Source organism: Bacillaceae bacterium S4-13-56, from assembly GCA_040191315.1.
Taxonomy (GTDB): domain Bacteria; phylum Bacillota; class Bacilli; order Bacillales; family JAWJLM01; genus JAWJLM01.
Genome location: JAWJLM010000004.1, coordinates 99378 through 123116 on the forward strand (window position 1 = coordinate 99378; position 23739 = coordinate 123116).

Annotated in this window: 20 protein-coding genes, 1 pseudogene and 2 riboswitches; of the genes and pseudogenes, 14 read left to right on the top strand and 7 right to left on the bottom strand. The window is 41.3% G+C overall.

All coding sequences use genetic code 11. The annotated features are described in order from the left end of the window. Positions 1-14 precede the first annotated feature (14 nt). From RZN25_02190 to glpA, 3 genes are read right to left on the bottom strand one after another with little or no spacing between them, the layout of a single operon-like run. Complete coding sequence (locus RZN25_02190) at positions 15-1244, bottom strand: anaerobic glycerol-3-phosphate dehydrogenase subunit C (protein MEQ6375642.1); 1230 nt, start codon at positions 1242-1244, stop codon at positions 15-17. Further along, entirely contained in the window at positions 1228-2376 is a 1149-nt protein-coding gene (locus tag RZN25_02195) for an FAD-binding protein (GenBank protein ID MEQ6375643.1), read from the bottom strand. The genes RZN25_02190 and RZN25_02195 overlap by 17 nt, the downstream gene beginning before the upstream one ends. Beyond that, on the bottom strand, positions 2343-3992 hold the full coding sequence (gene glpA / locus RZN25_02200) for an anaerobic glycerol-3-phosphate dehydrogenase subunit GlpA (GenBank protein MEQ6375644.1): 1650 nt from the start codon (positions 3990-3992) through the stop codon (positions 2343-2345). The genes RZN25_02195 and glpA overlap by 34 nt, the downstream gene beginning before the upstream one ends. Before the next feature lie 285 nt (positions 3993-4277). Between glpA and RZN25_02205 the strand changes: the two genes are divergently transcribed. Both RZN25_02205 and RZN25_02210 read left to right on the top strand, forming a co-directional pair. Beyond that, entirely contained in the window at positions 4278-4832 is a 555-nt protein-coding gene (locus RZN25_02205) for a glycerol-3-phosphate responsive antiterminator (protein ID MEQ6375645.1), read from the top strand. Between the two features lie 93 nt (positions 4833-4925). Then, the gene (locus RZN25_02210; GenBank protein MEQ6375646.1) at positions 4926-6188 is read left to right on the top strand and encodes a DUF5667 domain-containing protein; all 1263 of its coding nucleotides are present in this window, start codon (positions 4926-4928) and stop codon (positions 6186-6188) included. Between the two features lie 515 nt (positions 6189-6703). On the opposite strand, the gene RZN25_02215 is transcribed toward RZN25_02210, so the two are convergent. Next, positions 6704-7126 (bottom strand): DUF2500 domain-containing protein, encoded by a 423-nt coding sequence (locus RZN25_02215; protein ID MEQ6375647.1) that lies wholly within the window; start codon positions 7124-7126, stop codon positions 6704-6706. Between the two features lie 102 nt (positions 7127-7228). Between RZN25_02215 and RZN25_02220 the strand changes: the two genes are divergently transcribed. The 10 genes from RZN25_02220 (at position 7229) to RZN25_02265 (ending at position 17934) form a co-directional block, all read left to right on the top strand. Further along, on the top strand, positions 7229-7459 hold the full coding sequence (locus RZN25_02220) for an excisionase family DNA-binding protein (protein MEQ6375648.1): 231 nt from the start codon (positions 7229-7231) through the stop codon (positions 7457-7459). 224 nt (positions 7460-7683) lie between these two features. After that, the gene (locus RZN25_02225; protein MEQ6375649.1) at positions 7684-8913 is read left to right on the top strand and encodes an acyl-CoA dehydrogenase; all 1230 of its coding nucleotides are present in this window, start codon (positions 7684-7686) and stop codon (positions 8911-8913) included. 412 nt (positions 8914-9325) lie between these two features. Continuing rightward, positions 9326-10102, top strand: a complete 777-nt coding sequence (locus RZN25_02230) for an SDR family oxidoreductase (GenBank protein ID MEQ6375650.1) — start codon at positions 9326-9328, stop codon at positions 10100-10102. Between the two features lie 75 nt (positions 10103-10177). Further along, positions 10178-11779 carry a long-chain fatty acid--CoA ligase gene (locus RZN25_02235; protein ID MEQ6375651.1) on the top strand — a complete coding sequence of 534 codons (1602 nt, stop codon included), beginning with the start codon at positions 10178-10180 and terminating at the stop codon, positions 11777-11779. A gap of 39 nt (positions 11780-11818) precedes the next feature. Further along, on the top strand, positions 11819-12382 hold the full coding sequence (locus RZN25_02240) for a TetR/AcrR family transcriptional regulator (GenBank protein MEQ6375652.1): 564 nt from the start codon (positions 11819-11821) through the stop codon (positions 12380-12382). Between the two features lie 526 nt (positions 12383-12908). Further along, positions 12909-13787 (top strand): 3-hydroxyacyl-CoA dehydrogenase family protein, encoded by an 879-nt coding sequence (locus RZN25_02245; GenBank protein ID MEQ6375653.1) that lies wholly within the window; start codon positions 12909-12911, stop codon positions 13785-13787. Further along, entirely contained in the window at positions 13784-14566 is a 783-nt protein-coding gene (locus tag RZN25_02250) for an enoyl-CoA hydratase (protein MEQ6375654.1), read from the top strand. Before RZN25_02245 ends, RZN25_02250 begins: the two co-directional genes overlap by 4 nt. Before the next feature lie 51 nt (positions 14567-14617). Beyond that, on the top strand, positions 14618-15028 hold the full coding sequence (locus RZN25_02255) for a thioesterase family protein (GenBank protein MEQ6375655.1): 411 nt from the start codon (positions 14618-14620) through the stop codon (positions 15026-15028). A gap of 3 nt (positions 15029-15031) precedes the next feature. Further along, positions 15032-16081, top strand: a complete 1050-nt coding sequence (locus RZN25_02260) for a phosphotransferase family protein (protein MEQ6375656.1) — start codon at positions 15032-15034, stop codon at positions 16079-16081. 116 nt (positions 16082-16197) lie between these two features. After that, positions 16198-17934, top strand: a complete 1737-nt coding sequence (locus tag RZN25_02265) for an acyl-CoA dehydrogenase family protein (protein ID MEQ6375657.1) — start codon at positions 16198-16200, stop codon at positions 17932-17934. Between the two features lie 141 nt (positions 17935-18075). Here the strand turns inward: RZN25_02265 and RZN25_02270 are convergent, their stop codons facing one another. Then, positions 18076-18723: a hemolysin III family protein gene (locus tag RZN25_02270; protein ID MEQ6375658.1), complete on the bottom strand. Its 648-nt coding sequence runs from the start codon at positions 18721-18723 to the stop codon at positions 18076-18078. Positions 18724-18880: 157 nt separating this feature from the next. Here RZN25_02270 and RZN25_02275 point away from each other — a divergent pair. Further along, positions 18881-19378: pseudogene (locus RZN25_02275) on the top strand (GNAT family N-acetyltransferase). A gap of 94 nt (positions 19379-19472) precedes the next feature. Beyond that, positions 19473-19574: riboswitch (purine riboswitch) on the top strand. Positions 19575-19963: 389 nt separating this feature from the next. Next, on the top strand, positions 19964-20593 hold the full coding sequence (locus RZN25_02280; protein ID MEQ6375659.1) for an NUDIX domain-containing protein: 630 nt from the start codon (positions 19964-19966) through the stop codon (positions 20591-20593). 433 nt (positions 20594-21026) lie between these two features. Here RZN25_02280 and RZN25_02285 read toward each other — a convergent pair whose 3' ends face one another. Both RZN25_02285 and RZN25_02290 read right to left on the bottom strand, forming a co-directional pair. Further along, entirely contained in the window at positions 21027-22388 is a 1362-nt protein-coding gene (locus tag RZN25_02285) for a PFL family protein (protein MEQ6375660.1), read from the bottom strand. A 12-nt stretch (positions 22389-22400) separates the two neighbouring features. Further along, a complete protein-coding gene (locus RZN25_02290) occupies positions 22401-22673 on the bottom strand; it encodes an ACT domain-containing protein (protein MEQ6375661.1) in 273 nt (90 codons plus the stop codon). Between the two features lie 99 nt (positions 22674-22772). Beyond that, positions 22773-22850: riboswitch (glycine riboswitch) on the bottom strand. Between the last annotated feature and the right edge of the window lie 889 nt (positions 22851-23739).

The following is a 23739-nucleotide window of genomic DNA, read 5'->3' on the forward strand; positions in this document are numbered from 1 at the left end:
GATACTTGTTCTTATTAAAAGCTTCCATTGGCGTCCTTCTCATTTTCCCCTTTTTCATAAGCCTCTAACAAAATTTGCATAGGGTGCTTAGTAACTTTGTTTGTCACTTCGTCTAATTGGTTCTTACACATGCCGCATTCTGTAACCGTATAGTCTGCATCAAGCTCTGATACGGCTTCTCCCATGGATTTTCCTAATGCCATTGAATACTCAAATTTTTCTTCTTTAAATCCGAAAGTACCACATTGACCGCAGCAGCTCGCTGCTAGATCGGAAATTTCATAACCAGGAATCATTTCTAAAATGTCCATGGCTGGATTTCCAATACCTTGACTCTTCATATGGCAAGGACTGTAGTAGCCTGCACGAATATTAATTTCGCCAAATTCAGTATTTAATTCTCCATTTTCGTGAAGAATTCGTAAGTACTCATCTGCATCATATACATGCTCTGCTAGTTCTATCGCGTCTTGGCTTTGTAAAAAAGAGATATAATCCTTTTTAAAAGCGTCCGTACAACTGGTACAAGTTAGAACGATATCATAACCTCGGCGTGCATAATCCAAGAAGGTAGCAACATTCTTATTCGCGTTTTTAATGGCCTGTTTCATCTGTCCATTAGAGAACATAGGAACTCCGCAGCAAACTTGCTCTGGGTATGCTACTTCAATTCCGTTGTACTCCATAACTTTAACAAATGAATCGGCAACCTCTGGAGCGTTATAGGTAGCATAGCATCCAACAAAATACGCAACTTTTCTTTCTGTATTTACTTCGCGCTTTTTGTATCTCCGTTTAAAATTGTTGAAACGATAGTCTGGGAATCTACGTTCAGCTGGAATTTTTAAAACGGTCTCCATGACTTTTCTAATTGATTTCGATTTCATGGTTGCATTGGTTACAGGTCCAAATGTAGAAGCTAGTTTTCCTACTAATTCCGCGTTACTTAATACAAGATCTCTTAATTTTGTTCCAGAAGTTTCAGCATGAAGGGCCTTAGCATGAGCAGTAAGAACCGACACCTGTACCCCCTCTGGACAGGAAACATCACAAGTACCACATAAGGTGCATAGCTCAATCCGAGAATCATCGAAAAATGGTTGGTTTTGTGTTAATCGTTTAATCTCTGGTCCCATATGCTTTGGACCACCAAAATCTAAGGTGACCCCCGTCATTGGACAATTAGCTGTACAAGCATTACATTTGAGACACTTTTCTAAAGAGAAATCAATGTCTGGTAGCATATGAAACCCCTCCTACGTTTTCCTCAAGCAGAGTATAGACTGAAAGATAGCTTGAAAAAATGGAATAAATACCACCAGTAATACCATATCTAGTTCGTTCTTGATTCTTGGTGGCACCAGCAATAGAAACATTGGATGGAACATAGATGCATTCTCCTTGGTCATTCATTGGGAGGTGCAAGGCGTTTTCAGCCCAAATGCTTTCCTGTATGTCAAGACCTCCACCTAATAGTCCACCAGTTGCTAATATAAAGGAACGACCTTTCACAGTAGTAGCACGATTGTGATTATGGACAGTAATAGATTCTACTTTTTCATTTTCAAAATTTGCTCCTGAAACAGTGGTATTGGAATAATATCGAATTCCAAGTTTAATAGAGTCCTTCCGCAAAGCCTCGAATAGGCGGTAGGCAGTTGCATTTGGTGGCATGCCAGGTGCTTCTGTAACTTTGGCACGTAGCTCCCTTTCTAGATCAGTAAGAACTTCTTCCCAATGGCGGAGTCCTAAAGATGCAGGAAAGATAAATAAGTCTACGTTCTCACTAACCAACTGACGTTTGATATTTTGGATGAAGCGTTCCCGAATTTCTTTCTGGTCTAGTAATCTTGCAACATCTAGTTGGGTCAACACTCGTTGAGTATCTTTTTTTATGGAAATAGAGATGGTTTCTATTTCCAATTGATGATTGTGATCCTGAAGATTTCCTTTCATAAATTCAGGACGGAAATCCAATAATTCACTTATTCCGACAATCACCACTTTTCCTTTCTTAGGCAGTGCGGAAATGGTTTTAGGATATAAGCGGGTCTGTTTTACATACCCAGAGCCTGTGACCATAGAAATGGGAGTTCCCAAATTACCATAGTAAGGGTAAGCGATGTCATTCGTTAATGATAAAAATTCTTGAGTAGCTTTATCTAAAATGGATTCACCTTCTTGGTCGATTTGGAAGAACTTTTTCCAATCTTCGAGATTGCCATTTGAACCTGGGAGTAAGTCCATGACTCCAGTAGATTGAGCAATTCTTCCTACACCTTCTGAAACGAGAGCCACAGACAAATTTTTCTTTTTTGCATAAATGGCCGATAAAACACCTGTTAACCCTTGACCGATGACGACAACATCATACATGCTGTACTCCCCCCTTTTGGAATTCCAAGAGACACATGATACATAGTATCCATAAACTGAAGCTGTTTTTTTGTTTCCATGCTCTCAATAATATACATGCCTTTTTGACGACTTTGCAGGGCTTCTTGTAACGCGATATTGGCTTCTTCTGGAGTAGCTATACCCTTTTCAACGGCAAGGGAAGCGACACGCTGGTTACAATAGGTGCCTTGACAAGGTCCCATTCCTAGTCGAGTTCTCCTTCTAATATTTCCAATATGGAAGCTGCCACTTTCCTGAATAGCAGAAACCACTTCACTCCAGGTCACTTGCTCGCATTCACAGACAACGAGCTTTCCATGTTCGTCTTCGTTCATTGATTTTTTAATGGCCTCTGAGCGAAAGCCGGCCCAATGGGATAACTTATTCATAGCTGCAGGGGCCATATTTTGAATTTGTTTGAAATCCATAGTTTCTCTGTGCGGAACGACTTCTTCATGAGTGCTACAAAGTTCTGTCCCACCTAATTTTTGACTGATTAAATCGACGGTTTTTTCTGCCATGTAGCGGAATGTAGTTAACTTTCCACCTGTTATAGTGATAAAACCGTCCATGCCATCACGTTCATGATGATCTAGAAGAACCAATCCACGTGATAAGCTGCGACCACTGTCATCAACTTTACTTTCATCTTGATATAGTGGGCGACTACCACTAAAGGCACGAATCATACGCAACTTTTTCAAATTTGGTACAAGGGCAGTTCCTATTTCAAGCATTTGCTCAAATTCATGTTGGTCCAAGGATGTATCATTGGGATCTTCAACATTCTTTCCAGTAGTTCCAAAAATGGTAACATTATGAGCTGGAACAAATATATCAGCATCACCTGGCATACGGAGTCGATTGATGACTCGTTGGTTAATTCGGTGATTTAATATGGAAAGCATTCCTTTATTATTAATGAGTTTTAGTGGAAGCCCCGCTAATGTAGCGAGCTGTGCGCCCCATGGTCCAGCAGCATTAACAACAATAGTTGCAAAGATTTCAAACTCTTCCTTGGTATAGAAGTTGCGGACCTTTACACCTTTAACACCATGTTGGTCTGTGATCATGCCAATCACTTCATGGTAGGTCAAAAGCTGTGCCCCTCGCTTTACTGAATCTGCTGCCACATCAACGGACATTGTAAAAGGGTCCACTGCTCCATCAGGGACACTATAAGCTACTTGAATATCCTTATTAAGGAATGGTTCCCTTTTCAAAACATCATCAAGTTCCATTTCTTCAATTGGAATACCGATCTTTTCACAGGCTTGGATCCACTGTTTCACGTAAGCATCCTCATCTTGTGGAACTTTTACAAACAGCCCACCACATGCTTCAACAGAACCAGGAATGGTTTTTTTCAAAATTAAATTCTCTTTATAACTTTCAATAGCAGCTTCTTCATCACGTACAGCATAACGCGCACCGGAATGGAGTAGCCCATGATTGCGCGAAGAAGTACCATGAATAAGATCTCTTTGTTCTATAAGTGTTGCTTGAATTCCTCTCAAGGTAAGGTCACGGAGAACGCCTAAACCAGTCATGCCACCGCCGATAACCACAACGTCTGTTTCAAACATTTTTCCCATGGTAAAGCCCCTTTCCAAATGAAATGCGGGGAAAATAAAAAGCCATAAAAACCTATAATGGAAAATAATTTCCTTCATGGGTTCTTATGGCTTCTCCTAGTCTCCGGCCAAAAATATTATGTTTTCTATTTAAAACATATCATAAATCCGAACGAACAACTAACAAAAGTGCGTCAAAATTGTGACAATATCTTAATGACTAGATGTATTTTTAAAGCTTTTTAATGTAGAGTGAAACTTTGATATACTTAGAAGAGTCGATGATAAGGAAGGATTTAGAATGATATGGAAATTTTTAACCAAAAAATCATACCAGCCATTCGTACTGTACGTGAACTTGAGAAAATTTTTGACACCAATTATGAATATGCAGTGTTCCTGGATCTACATATTGCCCAGGTTAAAAATGTTATCACTATAGCTAAACAGAATGGCAAAAAAATGCTTCTCCATGTCGACATGATTCATGGGTTAAAGCATGATGAGTATGCAACGGAGTTTTTAATTCAAGAAATTAAACCAGATGGTCTCATTTCCACACGGTCAAACGTGATCAAAAAAGCAAAACAAAAAAATGTACTCTCCATTCAGAGGCTATTTTTACTTGATCAAAGTGCATTAGACAAAAGTATACAATTAATCCAAAAAACAGAACCTGATTATATTGAGGTACTTCCTGGCATTATTCCACCTCTCATTAAAGAGGTTAAGGAAATTACAGGAAAGCCAGTCCTAGCAGGTGGTTTTATTAGAACTTATTCCGATGTCGAAAGGGCTTTAGAAGCAGGTGCATCAGGTATAACAACCTCCAATCAGGAGTTATGGAAGAAGTATGAGTAGTCATATTCGACTATTTTTCTTAGACACCGACAAAAAAGGCTAACAGCTGTCCGAATCATATAGTGAAAAAACTATTGATAAGGAGAAGTGAATATGAAGCTTAGCTCATTTATACTTAGCGGAATTTTAGCATCTATTTTAGTTTTACCAGTGGCCGCATTTGCAGAAGAGGGAGAAAAGGTAATTGATAATGATGTTTTAACTGACGATGTAGTGAACGATGGTGAAAACACTGCAACTGAGGGAACTACAGAAGTAGGAACTAATGTAGAAAGTACAGAAGAATCAACAAGTACTGAAGAAGATTCGGGTACAGAAGTAGATGAGAGTACTACTACAGATGAAAATACTGAAGTGGTTGAAGAAGACGTAGCTGTTGAAGACGATTTAGAAGAACCTGGACTCATCCCTGGTGATTTTTTCTACTTTGTAAAAATCTTTGCTGAAAAAATTAGATTGGCCATCACTTTTGATGACTATAAACAAGCTGAATTATTAGCAGAACAAGCTGCTGAAAGAATCAAAGAGGCCAATGCTCTAATTGCTGAAGGTAAGTCTGACGAAGCTGCTGAGTTACTTCAAACAGCACTTAAGGCACAAGCAGAAGCTGAAGAATTAGTAAATGAAGAAGGCACAGACGCAGAAAATATTACAACTGAAAATACTGGAGAAGAGTTAACTCTTGGCGAAGAAACAGTTGTCGGTGAAAATGAAGAAGAAGTTATTTCAGAAGATGAGATAGTAGCAGAAGAGGAAGAGGCTACTGTGATAGGAAGTAAACTAGCAAATAATATCGACTCATTATTACTTGTTTTAGAAAAAGTAGATAATCCAAAAGCACAAGAAGCAATTGCTAAAAACATTCAAAAATCCTTTGAAAAGCTGGAAAAAAGAATTAAAAAGCTAGCTGAAAAAGATGCAAAATTTGAAGAAAAACTAGCACATATTCAATCTAAACTAGACGAAGGCAAGATTTCTGAGGAAGAAGCAGAGGAAGAGATAGAAGAAATGGAAGAAGAGCTAGTTGAAGAACAGGAAGAGATTGCTCGCGAAGAAGAAAAAGATATGGAAGAAATGAATAGAGAAGTAGAAAAAGAAGTTTCTGAAGCCTTAGTAGAGGAAGAAGAGAAATTAGAAAAGGCTGAAGAGAAAGCAGAAAAAGCGGCTGAAAAGGCTGAAAAGGCAGCAGAAAAGGCTAAAGAAAAAGCTGCCAAAGAATTAGAAAAACAAGAAAAGAAAGCAGAGAAAAAAGCTGAAAAGCAAGATAAAGATGAAGATGACAAAGATGAAGATCAAGATGACAAAGATGAAGATCAAGATGAAGAAGATGAAGACAAAGATGAGGATAACGAATAAAGTGAAACTTCAATCAGTGGGGGTTTTCCACTGATTGTTAGCACCCAAGGGCATGACCTAAAGGTTCTTGAAACAATCAGACATTTGCAGCAGCCAACCATGAAGCAAGCTTTTCCAGCAAGGATGAAAAATTTAATGTTTTATTTTCATAGGAGTTTATTCCCCAACTACTCTTTTCGTTTCACTTAAGACTTGAGGTGGAATATTACTGCCAGTTAATGCGAGATAAAAAGACTTTAATCTTGAACCCCTAAGAAAATCTTAGGGGTTCTTACTGGTTACTTTCTAACTAAAAGGTCGGAGTTGAGTCCGGTTTGGCGCAAAAATAGTGTATATACCGGAAAAGAAGCCGAACCCAGCCTGAGTGCGACGCCAAACCTTTACATATAAATGATAAATCACAACCACTTAACAGCAGCATCTTCAAAAGACCAGAGCGTTTTAGGCATACCTAAATATATAAGTAGACTACATCCAATATAAAAAACCGGGACGTGGGCGCGATTTCATTAAAGTTAATTATTTTCTTCATAGGCAAAACGCTGAAAACCTTGATAGCGTGTTCCTTGGAAAGTAAGATTGCCGTAATCGCCTTCAGCAAGTAATCCAAATTCTTTTCCATCCACTTGAAACTCCATTCGATCTCCACTTCCTACTTCAAACGTGACATAATAGTAAGTAGATGTTCTGTGATGATGATGGTTATCATGATTATGATGATGACGGCTAACATCCGTACGCTTAGAGATAACAGTGGCATCAACAGTCAATACGGGCTGTTGGTTGTTATAATTCCATTGCTTAGCTCCTTTTGCAGCACGAAAAATAATGGTGCCAATAACTATAACAAATACAATACCTATAAAGACAGGAACTATTGTAAACATAATGTCACCTGGGAAGCCTATTCCAGGACCTGATGATGGAAATGAATCCATAAAAATCCCCCCTTCACTAAAAAAATATCTAATACATACTGTAATACACGAAGGAAAGAATGGGAAGGTTTCAGCCAAAAAGATTGTTAAGGAGGTCGAAAAATGTACTTAACAGTAAAAGAAACAGCAGAATACCTATCAATGCATCCTTCTGTTGTGGAATCTCTGATTCAAGAGAAGAAAATCCGTGCAGTTCATGATGGAGAACAATATTTAATTAACAAGGAACAGTTTGCTACCCATCTTAATCAATTAGAAAAATTAAGGAAGCAAATGCAGGAGTATTTGACAGAGCCTCTACCCGAAGACCCTGACGTCAAGGATGAAGATTAGTAGCAAGAATTTTTCCTCCCCTATTTGGATAAGAAACTAAAGGATAAGAATTTCGTCGATAAAAATCACTTTAAATATTCAGAAAAGTCAGGTATAATTGTAAAAAAGCAGTCATCTTAAGAGAAAACAGGGGTGACTGCTTTATTTACGGGTTAACATACCGACCGGTTAGTATCTCGGTAGAAAGAAAAAATGTTTCACTATTAAAGAAATGGGGGATAAGAATGGATTTTTCGGTTTCGGATAAGGTGAAGTCATGGTCAGAGACGTTAGAACGGTTTATGGAGGAAGTCATTTTTCCAAATGAAAAAGTCTATAAAGAACAGTTGAACCAATCCAATCATCGTTTCGAACGCATTCCACCTGTGATGGAAGAGATGAAAAGAAAAGCAAAAGAGCAGGGCTTATGGAATTTATTTTTACCAGATGAGAAGTATGGAGTCGGCCTAACCAATCTAGAATATGCGCCACTTTGTGAAATTATGGGGAAATCATTCCTTGCACCCGAGGTATTTAATTGTAATGCCCCTGATACAGGGAATATGGAGGTGCTGGCACGATATGGAACGGAGGCTCAAAAAGAAAGGTGGCTCAAGCCTCTACTTGAAGGAGAAATTCGATCCGCTTTTTGTATGACGGAGCCTGAAGTGGCTTCCTCAGATGCGACTAATATTACAGCTGAGATTGTTCGGGACGGAGACGAATATGTGATTAGTGGTCGGAAATGGTGGTCTTCCGGTGCTGGGGACCCACGTTGTCAGATTTTAATTTTTATGGGAAAAACGGACCCTAATGCGGAGCGCCATCGTCAACAATCTATGGTTCTAGTACCCATGAATACACCAGGGGTCAAAGTGGAACGAATGGTACCTGTTTTCGGGTATGACGATGCCCCACATGGTCACGCTGAAATTACGTTTACCAATGTAAGGGTGCCTGTAGAAAATATTTTAGTCGGAGAAGGAGAAGGATTTGCTATAGCTCAAGGTAGACTTGGACCAGGAAGGATTCACCATTGTATGCGGGCTATAGGAGCAGCAGAGCGCGCACTGGCTTATATGTGTGAAAGAGTGCAACAAAGAGAGGCATTTGGTCGACCACTTGCTCATCAGGGGGTTATTCGGGAGTGGATTGCTGATTCTAGAATCGAAATAGAGCAAGCAAGATTACTAGTTTTAAATGCTGCCGATATGATGGATAAGGTCGGGAACAAAGCAGCTAAAAAAGAGATTGCCATGATTAAAGTGGTCGCTCCTAATGTGGCCCTAAAGGTGATCGACCGTGCGATTCAAGCATTTGGAGGAGCGGGAGTAAGTGAGGATTTTCCATTAGCAAACTCCTATGCTTTAATCCGGACGTTGCGAATCGCCGATGGACCTGATGAAGTTCACCGTCAATCGGTGGCTAAAGTAGAATTAAAAGAACAATCAGGGAAAAGACTGACTAAAATGTAAGCGTTAACAATATATATTTTAAATAAAGTATAAAATCTGTCTAGCTCCAGCGAAAAAGCTTCATCGAGTAATTTTCGCCCGAGTAAGGAAAGCTACATAGAGCTACTTCGCAGAAACAAGTGCTTTTCTTGTTTCGAGGGCAGCCTATCGACTAGAGTCGGTTCCCTCCTCTCCATCGATAAGTCAACATCGATGAAGGAGGTTCGGTTAAAAACGCGGCATCGTGGTGGGACTGCGATTACTCGTCCCACCGAAATGATTCGTAACGCCTACGTGACCCACATCCTGTGGGACTCACCGCCTTACGTCGATGGCCACAAGAAATGCGTCTCGAGAATTTACTTCGCAGAAACAAGTGCTTTTCTTGTTTCGAAGGGCGCTTGCAATTTTCTTATAAGGATGGGAGATTGAAATGAGTAGATTAGAAGAAATGTTTTCCCTTGAAGGGAAGGTTGCGATTGTGACAGGGGGAGGCCGAGGACTCGGTCGCCAAATGGCTTTGGCTTATGCTGATGCAGGTGCTAAAGTTATGATTTGTTCTCGGAAAATTGAGGCCTGTCAGCAGGTGGCAAAAGAAATGGAAGACAATGGAGGGGAAGCTTTAGCCTTAGAATGTAATATTGCGGATCCTGAACAGGTCCAAGAGGTCGTGCAAAAAACATTAGACCACTTCGGGACGATTGATATTTTAGTAAATAATAGTGGGGCGACATGGGGAGCACCGGTCCTTGAAATGCCTTATGAAGCGTGGCAAAAGGTAATGAACGTCAATGTGACAGGGACTTTTCTCATGTCGCAAGCTGTGGCCAAGCATATGATGGAAAAGAAACAAGGAAAAATTATTAACATAGCTTCTGTTGCTGGTTTTGGTGGAGTGGATCCTCGCATTATGGATACCATTTGCTATAACACCAGTAAAGGAGCTGTGATTACCTTTACGAAGGATTTGGCTACAAAGCTTGGAGAGCATCAAATCAATGTGAATGCCATTGCACCTGGATTTTTCCCGACTAAGATGTCAAAGGGCGTCTTAGAAATGGGAGGACAGATGATTATAGAAAGAACGCCACTGCGCAGATTGGGGGGAGATAACGATATAGAAGGAGTAGCTATTTTTCTAGCATCTAAAGCCTCTGATTATATGACGGGGCAGATAGTTGCAGTAGACGGTGGGATGTCAGCCATGTAGACACAAAAAGAAAAGGGATTTTGGGAGTACTTCACGGTGGGTTTTAAAAAGGATAAAACAAAGGGAGGAACCAAAATGGAAAGAGTGTGGTTAAAGCATTACTCAGAGCATATTACGAAAGAAATTGACATTCCTGATGTTTCGGTGGGGGATATACTGAGACAAACAGCAGCCAGATTTGGGGACAAAAAAGCGATTCACTTTTACGGACACGAAATTACTTATCAAGAATTGGCTATGCAGGCGGGAGCATTTGCTTCTGTCTTACAGGATAAAGGTCTGAAAAAAGGGGATCGAGTGGCTATTATGCTACCTAACTGTCCCCAATATGTCATCAGCTATTATGGCATACTGCAAGGTGGGGGTACGGTAACTCAAGTTAACCCAATGCTTTTAGGGAAAGAATTGACTCATATACTGACAGATTCAGGAGCGGAAACCATCGTTATTTATGAGCCACTGCTTCCTGTTTTAAACAAGGTGCTAGATCAGACCAACGTGAAGCAAGTCATTAGTGTAAATTTAACGGGCAGATCTAGTGATAGCGGAGTAGCCACTGATTTTACCGATTTTGTAAAAAGTGTGACAAAGCCGCCGACACCACCTGTTATTGATCCTAAGGAAGATATCGCTGTCCTTCAATACACTGGCGGAACGACTGGCCGCTCCAAGGGGGCTATGCTGACACATCGAAATGTGGTAGCCAACGTCATTCAGTGTTATGAGTACTTTAAGGAAGAAATCACCCCTGGGGAAGAAAGATATCTGACGGTTATTCCAATATTCCATGTGTTTGGAATGACTTCTGGAATGAATCTTTCTATTTATTCGGGATCTATGAACATTCTTCTGCCAAAATTCGAACTGGAAGAGGTTCTGGAAACCATCAAGAATCTTCAGCCAACTTCTTTTCCGGGAGTGCCAACGATGTATGTTGCGCTGACGAACCATCCGAAGGCTGAAGAATATGGAATAGATAGTATTAGAATTTGTAACAGTGGAAGTGCGCCAATGCCAGGAGAATTGTTGCGCTCCTTTGAGGCGAAGACAGGTGCCATGATTTTAGAAGGATACGGATTATCAGAGAGTTCACCGGTTACCCATTGTAACCCGATGTTCGCTCAAAGAAAGCCAGGAAGTATTGGTATTGGAGTTGCATCTACCGATTATAAGGTTGTGGACCTAGCCAAGGGTACGGAAGAACTTCCGTATGGTGAGGTAGGAGAACTTGTGATTCGCGGTCCGCAAGTCATGAAAGGCTACTGGAATATGCCAGAGGAAACCGCTAATACATTGAGAGACGGCTGGCTATATACGGGGGATATTGCCCGAATGGATGAGGACGGCTATGTCTATATCATCGATCGTAAAAAAGATTTAATCATCGCGGGTGGATATAATATTTATCCTCGTGATGTGGAGGAAATCATTTATGAGCATCCATCTGTTCAAGAAGCTGTTGTTGTTGGTGTGCCAGACCCCTATCGTGGAGAAACAGTGAAAGCTGTAGTCGTGTTAAAAGAAGGTAAAACTTGTACGGAAGAAGAGTTAATCTCTTATTGTCGTGAAAACATGGCTGCCTTTAAGGTCCCTCGTATCGTTGAATTCAGAAGTGAGTTGCCAAAAACGAATGTGGGTAAAATTTTACGCCGTGCGATTCGTGAGGAAAGCCTATAAAAGTGAAGGTCGAAAATGATGTTGAAGGAAGGGTTTTGGATGAAAGAGAGAATGCTGCAAACATGTATCCAGTTATTTGAGGAAAAAGGCTTCAGTGAAACATCGATTCAAGACATTGTCGAGGCCGAGGGTGTCACGAAGGGAACTTTTTACTATTACTTTTCCAGTAAGGAAGAGGTCCTAATGACCATCCATCGTCTCTACATTGATACATTGTTGGAGCAGCAGGCTGTCATTTTATCCAATCCCTCTTTAACGAACGGAGAAAAATTGCGTCAGTTAATAGGAATGCTTGTTAGTAACATCGCTCCACACGGGGATAGCGCCCGTGTCTTCTTCCGAGAGCTCCGCCATTTATCGGCGGAGCATCTTGAAGAAGTACGTCCTAAGCGGGATCGGGTTCGCAAGGGTATGCAGAAAGTTATTGAAGCGGGCGTTTCTGCTGGTGAGTTTCGTTCAGACTTAGATCCCAGCATTGTCACCTTAGGTATCTTAGGAGCATGTAATTGGACGTATCAATGGTTCAATCCTTATGGTAGAGTGTCTGCTGATGAGGTGGCTGACACGTATATGAAGATGATCGGAGAAGGGATTGAAGAGTGACTTTTTGTGTTGATACCTGCGGATAGGTTTTGTTAGGAGTAAGCATAGAAGGGTTAATATGAGTATTGACCGTTTTTGCCGTGAGCATAAAATGGAGAAGTTGATCATTAGAGGTCTGTTTTGAGCATAATTACTCTAAGGAAGGAAAATAATGCGCGCAAGGAACAAAATGTTGAGCATAGGAAGTGGTGCTCTTGCGCTTAAAAAGGTTTATCTGAGCATACCGTGGCAATGGTGAGCATTGGCAGTAAATTATGAGCAAAGAGAGAAGAAAGTCGAGCATAAACAAGCCAATTTTGAGCATAGGACCTAGGAAACCTGCGCATAAACTAAATAATCCGCGCATAATAACATGAAATGGAGCATAAAGCTTGAAACATGAGCATAAGCATTACTTTTTTATTAAAAAACACCATAAGGCTCAAACCAAAATGAATCAAGTGCCTTCAATACAAACCTAAAACAAACATACTAACTGGTTAGTACAGAACAAATAAACATCAACAATCAAAGGAGTTGATCAGAAATGACAAATATTAACCAAATCGCTGTCATTGGCGCAGGATCGATGGGCCACCAGATTGCCATGCTCAGTGCATTAGGTGGATTCGAGACCACACTACAAGACATTAATGAAGAAGCTTTAACAAAAGCGAGGCAACAACTAGAAGGTCACATGACCAATTGGGTATCAAAAGGAAAAATTTCGGAAGAAGCAAAAAACGCAGCCTTCAGTCGACTCACCATGACAACTAGTATAGAAGAAGCGGCTAGAAAAGCAGATATGGTTATTGAAGCGGTAGTTGAAAAACTTGATGTAAAACGTGAGGTTTTTAAATACTTAGATGCCATTGCTCCTGAACATGCTATTTTAGCAACGAACAGTTCAACGATCGTCAATTCGAAGTTAGCAGAGGTCACCAAAAGACCGGATAAAATCTGCAATATGCATTTCTTTTTCCCTCCACTAGTGATGGATTGTGTGGAGGTCGTGAAAAGTGAGCAGACCTCCCAAGAGACAGTAGAAACAGCCATGGCTGTATGTGAACAAATGAATCGGACCGCTGTTCTATTAGAAAAAGAAATCTATGGATTCATCGCTAATCGAATCCTTTTTGCCCTTTCCAAAGAGGCGATGTTTTTATATGAAAACGGATATGCTGATTTTAAGGATATTGACACCATTGTAAAAAAAGCACTACGACATCCTATTGGTCCATTTGAATTGGCTGATCTATCTGGTATTGATGTAGGTTATTATGCAAATCTGCAACTCTATCAAGAAACTGGTAATCCAGAAGATTTACCATCTAAGCTGATAGAGGAAAAAGTAAAGGCCGGCGATCTTGGTAGAAAGACAGGAAAAGGCTGGTATGACTACACAAAGGACGGTGTCACTTCATGAGCACAAAAAAGGTTACCTTAAAAAAAGAGCGTGGGATTGGCATTATTGTAATCGATAATCCTCCACTAAATGTAATGGGTCGCCAGGTTCAGGAAGAGCTTTCCGAAATCGTCGAGCAAATCAAAGACGATAACGAAGTGGTCTGTGTCATCCTTGTTACGGCAGGTGAAAAAGCCTTCATTGCTGGTGCGGATATCAAAGAGTTCCCTGCTATGATGGGAAATCCGAACATGCAAGAGTATGTCATGGGAATGCACAATCTTTTGCATGAAATTGATGACCTGCCAAAACCGACTATTGCTGTCCTAGACGGACTCACTTACGGAGGAGGCTGCGAGCTAGCCTTGGCATTCGACATGAGGGTCGCAGAAGAGCAGACAACCATTGCCTTACCTGAAATCAAACTTGGACTTTTTCCAGGTGGAGGGGGAACCCAGCGCCTTCCTAGATTGATAGGTGAGGCACGATCCAAAGAGATGATGTTCACTGGAGAACCTATTTCAGCAGAAAAGGCGGAGCAAATTGGATTGGTAAACCACGTAGTACCAACAGGAAAAGGACTAGAAGCGGCATTCCAGATTGCAGATAGAATCGTAGATAAATCCCTACAAGCATTATCGCGAATCAAAACAGCAGTAGACGAGGGCTTAGAGCTTCCACTTAGAGAAGGAATAAAAAGAGAAGCCCAACTTTTTGAAGAAGTTTTTCAAACAAAGGATATTGCAGAGGGCGTTTCAGCTTTCATTGAAAAGAGAAAACCGAAATTCACACATCAATAACGATGGAAAACCAATAAAAATTCATCACTAGGACTTAGGAGGATATAGAAAATGAAACACGAATTTGGGGTAAAGGTTAGATTTAGCGAAACAGATGCACTAGGACATGTAAGTAACATCAGCTACTTTATTTACTTGGAGGACGCGCGAATCGAGTTTTTCAGAAAACTCGGAGCTAACCTAGGAATGGGAAATTGGCATTTTATCGTGGCGAACGTATCCTGTGATTTTATTCAGCAAGCGCATTTTGATGACCACATTACAATAGAATCCACTGTTAGCAAAATCGGAAACACCAGCTTTCATATCAAACATGAGCTGTACACTGACAAAGGCCTCGTGGCGAGAGGAAAAGCTGTCGTAGTTTACTTCGATTTTGAAGCACAAAAGCCAATTCCAGTTCCAACCGAATTCAAGAAAGCACTTGAAACCTATGTGGAAAAGGAGTCTAAGGAGGTTTAATTTATGAAAGACACAATTCCCGTTCGACGAGGAGAGGAACTTGACCTCCAACTTTTAGAAAAATATTTACGGGAAAAGTTGCCGGACCTGCCACAAGGACAATTACAGGTTGAGCAGTTCCCATCGGGACATTCCAATTTAACCTACTCTTTATCAATTGGTCCATGGGAAGCGGTCCTTAGAAAACGTCCTCTTGGACCAGTAGCATCAAAAGCTCATGATATGAACAGAGAATATAAAATTCTAAAAGCGATCCATCCCTATTTTCAAATAGCACCGATGCCTTATCTTTATGAATCAGACTCATCCATTACCGGTAGTGAATTTTTCGTGATGGAAAGACGGCATGGAGTAGTTTTTGATACAGAATATCCAAAAGAAATCGAAGAAACAGAAGAAAATGGGCGTAAGATTTCGGATGCCATGGTAAAAAATCTAGTCAAACTCCACTCTATTGATTATACAAAAACAGAGCTTGTCGATATGGCGAAGCCAGAAGGGTTTCTTGAGAGACAGGTCCATGGCTGGATCAAGCGTTATGAAAATGCCAAAACCGATGATGTTCAAAGAGTGGATCAACTTACCCAATGGTTAAAAACGAATATTCCTGAATCACCAAGCCCAACGATCATTCATTACGATTTCAAACCGAATAACGCGATGTTTGATCCGAATGATCTCACCAAAATGGTTGGACTTTTCGATTGGGAAATGACAACAGTTGGAGATCCACTCGCAGACCTTGGTGTCACTCTTAGCTATTGGGTGCAGGGCGATGACCCTGAACTATTAAAATATGGATTCGGAAAGCCGCCAATCACAACCAAAGCTGGCTTTTACTCAAGAGAGGAATTTGCAAAAAAATACGCGGATATGACAGGAGCGGACTTAACGAATCTCCCGTTCTATGTCACTTTCGCCTACTTTAAATTAGCTGTCATTGCCCAGCAAATTTATTTCCGATACAAAAAAGGACAGACGGAGGACCCGCGATTTGCAAGATTTAACCAAGCTGTTGCAGCCTTAGTTGAAATTGCCAGCACACGCTCCTAAACTTGATCGGCAGTAAACGTTGTGAATCTGTAAACCGTAATATTTTAAAAATGGGTATGCCCAGCTCTAAACCGAGGGCATCCCCCTATCCAATCTTTCAAAAAGGAGGGTATTCCATGTTACGTACAGTTAAAGGAGGGTCTTTTTTAGTTGATAAGACTTCCCCTAATGACGCTTTTTTTCCAGAGGATTTAACCGATGAACATTTAATGATCAAGTCAACGGCCAAGAAGTTTGTGGAAAATGAGGTGCTCGCTGCCCAAGAACAAATTGAAAATCAAGACTTTGACACAGTTGTAGGCTTGCTAAGAAAAGCAGGAGACCTTGGATTACTGGCTCATAGTATTCCAGAAGCCTACGGCGGCCTAGGATTAGACAAAATCAGTAAAGGAATCGTTGGTGAGCAAGTAGGCGGATCGGGAAGCTACGGAGTGGCCCATTCCAATCACACCTGCATCGCCACACTCCCAATCACTTACTACGGTACTCCCGAGCAAAAATCCAAATACTTACCTAAACTCGCAAGTGGCGAATATATCGGAGCCTACTGTCTAACCGAGCCAGATGCTGGATCAGACGCCATGAGCGGCAAAACCACCGCTACCCTAAACGAAACTGGAACCCATTATCTATTGAATGGGACCAAGATCTACATCACCAACGCCATCTTCTCCGACACATTCATCGTCTACGCCAAAGTCGATGGCCAACACTTCACTGCCTTCATCGTAGAAAAAGACTTCCCAGGATTAAACCTCGGTCCAGAAGAAAACAAAATGGGAATCAAAGGCTCCTCCACTCGGTCTGTCATTTTTGAAGACTGCCAGGTCCCAGTTGAAAACGTCCTAGGAGACATTGGGAAAGGCCACCTAATCGCCTTCACCGTCCTCAATCTAGGACGCTTCAACCTAGGATTTGCCTGCACCGGCGGAGCCAAACGAACCCTCACCATGACCATAGACCATACCTTACAAAGAAAACAATTTAACCAACCCATCGCAAATTTCAGGGCTTCCAAGGAAAAAATAGCCAAGATGGCCGCAAGAATTTTTGCATCGGAGTCCTTGCACTATCGGACAGCAGGGTTATTGGAGGAAGCTCTTAAGGGCCTGGATGGGGAAGAGGATCGTCGTAAAGTAGTGGCTGCGATGTCCGAATTTGCATTAGAATGCGCGGCTTGTAAAGTGTATGGCTCTGAAACATTAGATTATGTTGCGGATGAATCTGTACAACTATTTGGAGGAGCCGGATTCATAAAAGATTACGGAGTGGAGCGAGTTTACCGAGATTCCCGCATTAACCGAATTTTTGAAGGAACGAATGAAATTAATCGTCTGCTATTAACAGGTCAATTTTTAAAGAAATCCCTAAAGGGTGAGCTTGCCTATGAGAGGCCATTAATGGTAGCTCGTGAACGCTTGCGTCGGGAGATTTTTCATGGTGACTTGAGTTTAGAGGAGAAAGTGGAGGATATACGAGCATTATATCTTGTCCTTGTGGATGCAGCTCGTGACAAGTACGGATTAGCTATGGAGAACGAGCAAGAAGTGCTTATGAAGCTTTCCGATATGGCCATTCATTTGTATGCAGCCGAATCTGCTGTCTTACGTCTAAACAAGTTGGATTCCAGCAACCGCGACTTTAAATATAAGGAGCTCCTTGCCCAGACTGTGGTTGAAGAATCGTATAGTGCCGTGTCAGGTTTAGTGAGGCCACTGTTACCTGACCTGTTTGAATTGGATGATCCAATGGGGGATCGGATACTCAAAGCACTCGATGGACGACGATTTACAGGAGGCATTGCCCGAAACCGTAAAATCGCAGAGATGGTTTATGAAAGAGGGGAATATTAAAAAGTGAACTAACCGACTCATCTGATAATGGATGTGTCGGTTTTCATATATAAGTATGAAAATAGGTCAACAAAAAAAGAGCTTAGACTGAATTCCAAGCTCTTTCTACAAGTCTATAGTCCCTATTTTAAAGCTTATTTCTTATTCCCACGGCAACAAATACAACAAAATGGCAAAAAAGTGAGTTGCTGTACCTGCAAGGACAAATAAATGCCATACTGCATGATGGAATTTAAATCCTCTCCACACATAGAAGACAGCACCGAATGTGTATAGTAAACCTCCAGTGATCAAAAGTGTCAGTCCATTCGGATGTAAATTTGACGATATCTGGTTCCAACCGAATACAATCAACCATCCCATGATAATATAAAGTATGGTCGACATGAATAAGAACTTTTTGACAAAGAACGCTTTGAAAATCGTACCACCAATCGCAAGTGCCCAAACAACTCCAAACAAAGTCCAGCCTACCCATCCTTTTATGATGATGAAAAGAAATGGTGTGTAGGTTCCTGCGATAAAAAAGTAGATGAGGGAGTGATCAAATATTTCAAATAAATCCTTTACTCTTCCTTCAGGAAAACTGTGTACCAAAGTGGAGGAAAAGTATAATAGTACCATGGTGACCCCAAAGATGGTGAAGCTTACGACATGCCAGGTCGATCCATAAATGGAAGAGTAAATGACTAAAATAGTAAGAGCAGCAATACTCAATAGAGCGCCGATTCCGTGTGTGATAGCGTTGGCGAGCTCCTCTGTTTTAGTGTATGTGTGGGTGTCAGCCATAAAATCATCCTTTCATATTGTACAAACCACCTAATAATAAGTTATTATGCTACTTTTTGAAGGAATTTAATAGTTACATTTATCATATGTTAGAAAAATTTTTTTGGGCTTGATCAGTGTGGTAAAATCAACTAATTTACATAGAGGTGGGGAAAGCATGAAAATTAAACGCTTAGGAAGTGAAGGCGCAGAAGCTTATTGGAAGTTGCGATTGGAAGCTTTGAAGGGATATCCAGAGGCATTTGCTACAAGTTATAAAGAGGCCGTCCAAAGGACTAATCCTGTTGAACAGACGGCAGAGAACTTGGAAGGGAACTCCACATTTGGCGCCTTTGTGGAAGGGGAATTGGTTGGGGTAGTCACTCTTAATGGCGAAAAATACGAGAAAATGAATCATAAAGGACATATAGTTGCCATGTACGTGACACCTCATGTAAGGAATATGAGAGTTGGTCAAGCTCTAATGAAAAAGGCTATGGAGCAGGCCAAGGAATTAGAACATTTGGAACAGCTGAATTTAGCTGTGGTAACAACAAGCAAGCCTGCAAAAAAATTATATACTAGCGTTGGCTTTGAAACGTACGGATAGGAAAAAAGAGCTTTAAAAGTAAATGGCGAGTATTACGATGAGGAGTTTATGGTGTTATTTTTGTGAGGTTGATAAGCAAAAGGCAAAAATATATGTGATTTTTACAAAATTCGTTTTAATTCTGATATCAAAATATTTTTTTTGAAATAGAGGTATGCAGCAGTAAATCCATAGTTTGGCTCGTATAATAGCAGGAATAGGGCCTGTGAGTTTCTACCAGTTGACCGTAAATAAACTGACTACGGGATAGTGAACCATTTTGTAAAAGATCCTTCTCCGAGGATCCATTTATTTAGATTGCTCAAAAATGAATGCTTACTTGTAAAGTATTGATTTTTGAGCTTTTTTATACTATCAGAAGTTTATAACATCGGCGGTTGATAGTATAAGAATTTATAAGTTGTTAGACCTTCAGCCAGGGGCTAAGTCTATTAAGTCAAAAGGCTATCGTCTAGAATCTCTAGTAAAGATTTCATCCCTAAAAAATAAAACAATCAAATTCGTAAATGAAGAAGTTATTCTTATTAGGAGATAAAGTAACGATATATTTGTGAAATGAGGGGTGCGGTCTTTGCTTTTGAGGGGACAGCCTAGCTTTGTGGGGATATGCTAAAATATAGATAATACATCAAACCATACGGGGGTTGCATCATGGAAGGTGAGCTACTGAAGGTTTTTGATAAAAATAGAAATGAAATAGGAGTTGCATCTAGGTCAGAGGTCCACCAAAAAGGACTTTGGCATGAAACATTTCATTGCTGGCTTGTTCGAAAGGATCCATCGGGGACAGAGATCTTTTTCCAATTAAGAAGCAAGAATAAAAAGGATTGGCCCAATTTATTAGATATTACAGCTGCAGGACACTTACTTGCAGATGAAACGGTAGAAGATGGTATCCGGGAGGTTGAAGAGGAACTGGGAATTCCTGTTCATTTTCAGGATTTGATTTCTTTAGGTGTGATTCAAAATCAAGTAACAATCGGTGCCTTTTTGGATCATGAATTTTGCCATGTTTTTTTATACGAAGGAAATTTTAAGCATGAAGATTTCAATCTTCAAGAAGAGGAAGTTTCCGGAATGTTTCAGGCTTCTTTTGATGAATTTTGTGAACTTTGGACTGGTGGAAGAGAGACGTTAGAAGTGGAAGGCTTTGTGTTGGATAAAGAAGGTGTACGTTTATCGGAGAGTCGTGTGGTTAGCCAGGATGACTTTGTGTCACAAGAAAGTACATACTACCCTGAGCTTATTGAAAAAATGACTAAGATTATGGGGAGGCAGTAATAAAAGTTAAAATAGACCTGTTTTAAATTCAGTTTTCAGTTTTTGAGGTCGGAAAAAGTCAATTTATAAGGGTTTATAATTGAGTTTTGTTAGTGAATGACTGGTGAAACTAAATTAAAATGGCATTTTTATTGATTTTTATGCTTTTAAATACGGTCAAACTTAATAAAAACTGGTTTTAAATTCAGTTCGACCATAAAAAGGAAGAGCAAAACTCAATTAAGAAAGCTTTTTAATGGAGTTTTAACCAGAATAAATAAATAGAACTCAATAAAGCCCCCTTTTAAATTGAGTTTTAACTAGAAATTCTAACAAAAACTTGATAATGAGAGGCTCTTTTTCGAGTTTTAAAGTAGGTTAAGCCCTAAAAGTCAAATTAACTAGTTAATAAGAAGGGCCGGCTAAGAAGACCAAGACCGGCTCTCCAAAAAAATCAATTAATTAATGCTTGCAATGGAGCTGGAATTCGTCCTCCGCGATGAATCATTTTAGCTGAGCTATAAGGGTTAACTCCCATGACAGGAGCACGGCCCAGAAGACCACCAAATTCGACCATGTCACCCTCTTTTTTGCCAGGCACAGGAATGACACGGACAGCCGTGGTCTTTTTATTAATCATCCCAATGGCGGCCTCATCAGCAATGATTGCGGAAAGTGTTTCGGCTGTCACTTCACCAGTTAGGGCGATCATATCTAATCCCACGGAGCAAACGCAGGTCATGGCTTCGAGCTTAGAAAGGGTGAGTGCCTCATCAATAATCCCTTGAATCATTCCATTGTCTTCACTGACAGGAATGAAGGCTCCACTTAATCCCCCGACATACGAGCTTGCCATGGCACCACCTTTTTTAACGGCATCATTCATGAGCGCAAGAGCTGCAATCGTCCCGTGAGTCCCAACGCGCTCCAACCCAATTTCTTCAAGGATCTCAGCTACACTATCGTTGGTAGCATTCGTGGGTGCGAGGGAGAGGTCCATGATCCCAAAAGGAACATCAAGCCTTTCCGCAACAACACGACCCATGAGTTCGCCTGCACGAGTAATTTTAAAGGCAGTTTTTTTAATCACGTCAGCTACTTGCCCCAAATCGGCATCTGGATAACGTTTTAACGCACTTAATACTACACCGGGCCCGCTAACTCCAACATTCAGAACGACTTCACCTTCTCCGGAACCATGGAAAGCCCCCGCCATGAATGGATTATCCTCTACTGGATTGCAAAAAACGACCAGCTTGGCACATGCAATTCCATTTTGGTCCTTTGTTTTTTCAGCTGCCTCTTTTATGATTTCACCAAGCTGTCGAACAGCATCCATATTAATACCTGTTTTTGTAGTAGCTACTGAAATGGATGAACAAACCCGCTCGGTTACAGCCAAGGCTTCTGGTAACGCCTCAAGCAATGTTTGGTCTCCTTTTGTTGTTCCTTTATGAACAAGGGCCGAATATCCTCCTATAAAATCTACCCCAAGATCGCGCGCGGCTCGATCCAGCGTTTTTGCTAAAGTAATAGCTTCTTCTACAGTGGCATTCCCCAAAATTTCAGCAACAGGAGTGATTGAAATTCGTTTGTTAATGATCGGAATTCCAAATTCTTTTTCCACCTGCTCTGCAACTTCTTTCAAGTGTCCTGCATAGGAAGTGATTTTTTCATAAACTCTACTGTTCATTTTTTCAAAATTGGAATCGGCACAGTCCCTGAGGCTAATCCCCATAGTGACTGTTCGTATATCTAAGCTTTCCATTTGGACCATGCGAATAGTTTCTTGAATTTCTGAAAATGCAATACTCATTAGTTTTCCTCCTTAAACACGATGCATAGCTTTGAAAATATCTTCGAGTTGAATGCTGATTTTCAAACCCATCTCTTTCTCAACAGGGGCAAATTGCTCATGCAATTTATGAATGCTTTCGTGTTCAGGTAAATCGATGAGCATCATCATAGTAAAAAAATCTTGCAGAATTGTTTGACTGATATCCATAATATTCACTTGATTCTCTGCTAACACTGCTGTTACTTTTGCAATAATCCCTACTTGGTCTTTTCCAACCACACTTACGATGGCTCTGTTTTCCATGTTCATCACCCCACAAAAATTTTTAACCAAATAAAAAAAGATTGGATCCGGTCCAATCTTAGGAAAAGGCAATAGAACACCATACTTAAAAGTAGGTATTATCGCTCTTCTGTCCCTTTGCCTGAGATTGTGAACCCTTCGGCGCCGTTTGGATACGGTCTCTCCAGAAGCTGCTCCGGTTATAGTGGCCCCATAACGTTCATAGCAACTTATTTAGTTTAAAGTGTTAAAGAAATAGTAACAGGTCTTCTGTACCTCGTCAAGAAATAATGGATCGTGTTTTTTGGTAGACGCACGGAATATGCGAAGATGCGCGGAAATCAGGTAGACGCACGGATCAAGAGAATGGACGCGCGGATCAGTCAAACCGACGCGCGCCCGACCGAAAGAGACGCGCGGAAATCAGGTAGACGCACGGATGGAGAGAATCGACGCACGGATCAGCCAAACCGACGCGCGCCCGGCCAAAAGAGACGCACGGAATTCAGGTAGACGCACGGATCAAGAGAACCGACGCGTGGATCAGTCAAACCGACGCGCGCCCGGCCAAAAAAGACGCGCGGAAATCAGGTAGACGCACGGATGGAGAGAAACGACGCGCGGATCAGTCAAACCGACGCGCGCCCGGCCGAAAGAGACGCGCGGAAATCAGGTAGACGCACGGATCAAGAGAATCGACGCACGGATCAGCCAAACTGACGCCGCGCCCGGGCGAAAGAGACGCGCGGAAATCAGGTAGACGCACGGATCAAGAGAATGGACGCGCGGATCAGTCAAACCGACGCGCGCCCGGCCGAAAGAGACGCGCGGAATTCAGGTAGACGCACGGATCAAGAGAATGGACGCACGGATCAGCCAAACCGACGCGCGCCCGACCAAAAGAGACGCGCGGAATTTGAGTAGACGCACGGATCAAGAGAATCGACGCGCGGATCAGCCAAACCGACGCGCGCCGAACCGAAAGAGACGCGTGAAAATCAGGTAGACGCACGGATCAAGAGAAACGACGCGCGGATCAGCCAAACCGACGCGCGCCCGGCCAAAAGAGACGCACGGAATTCAGGTA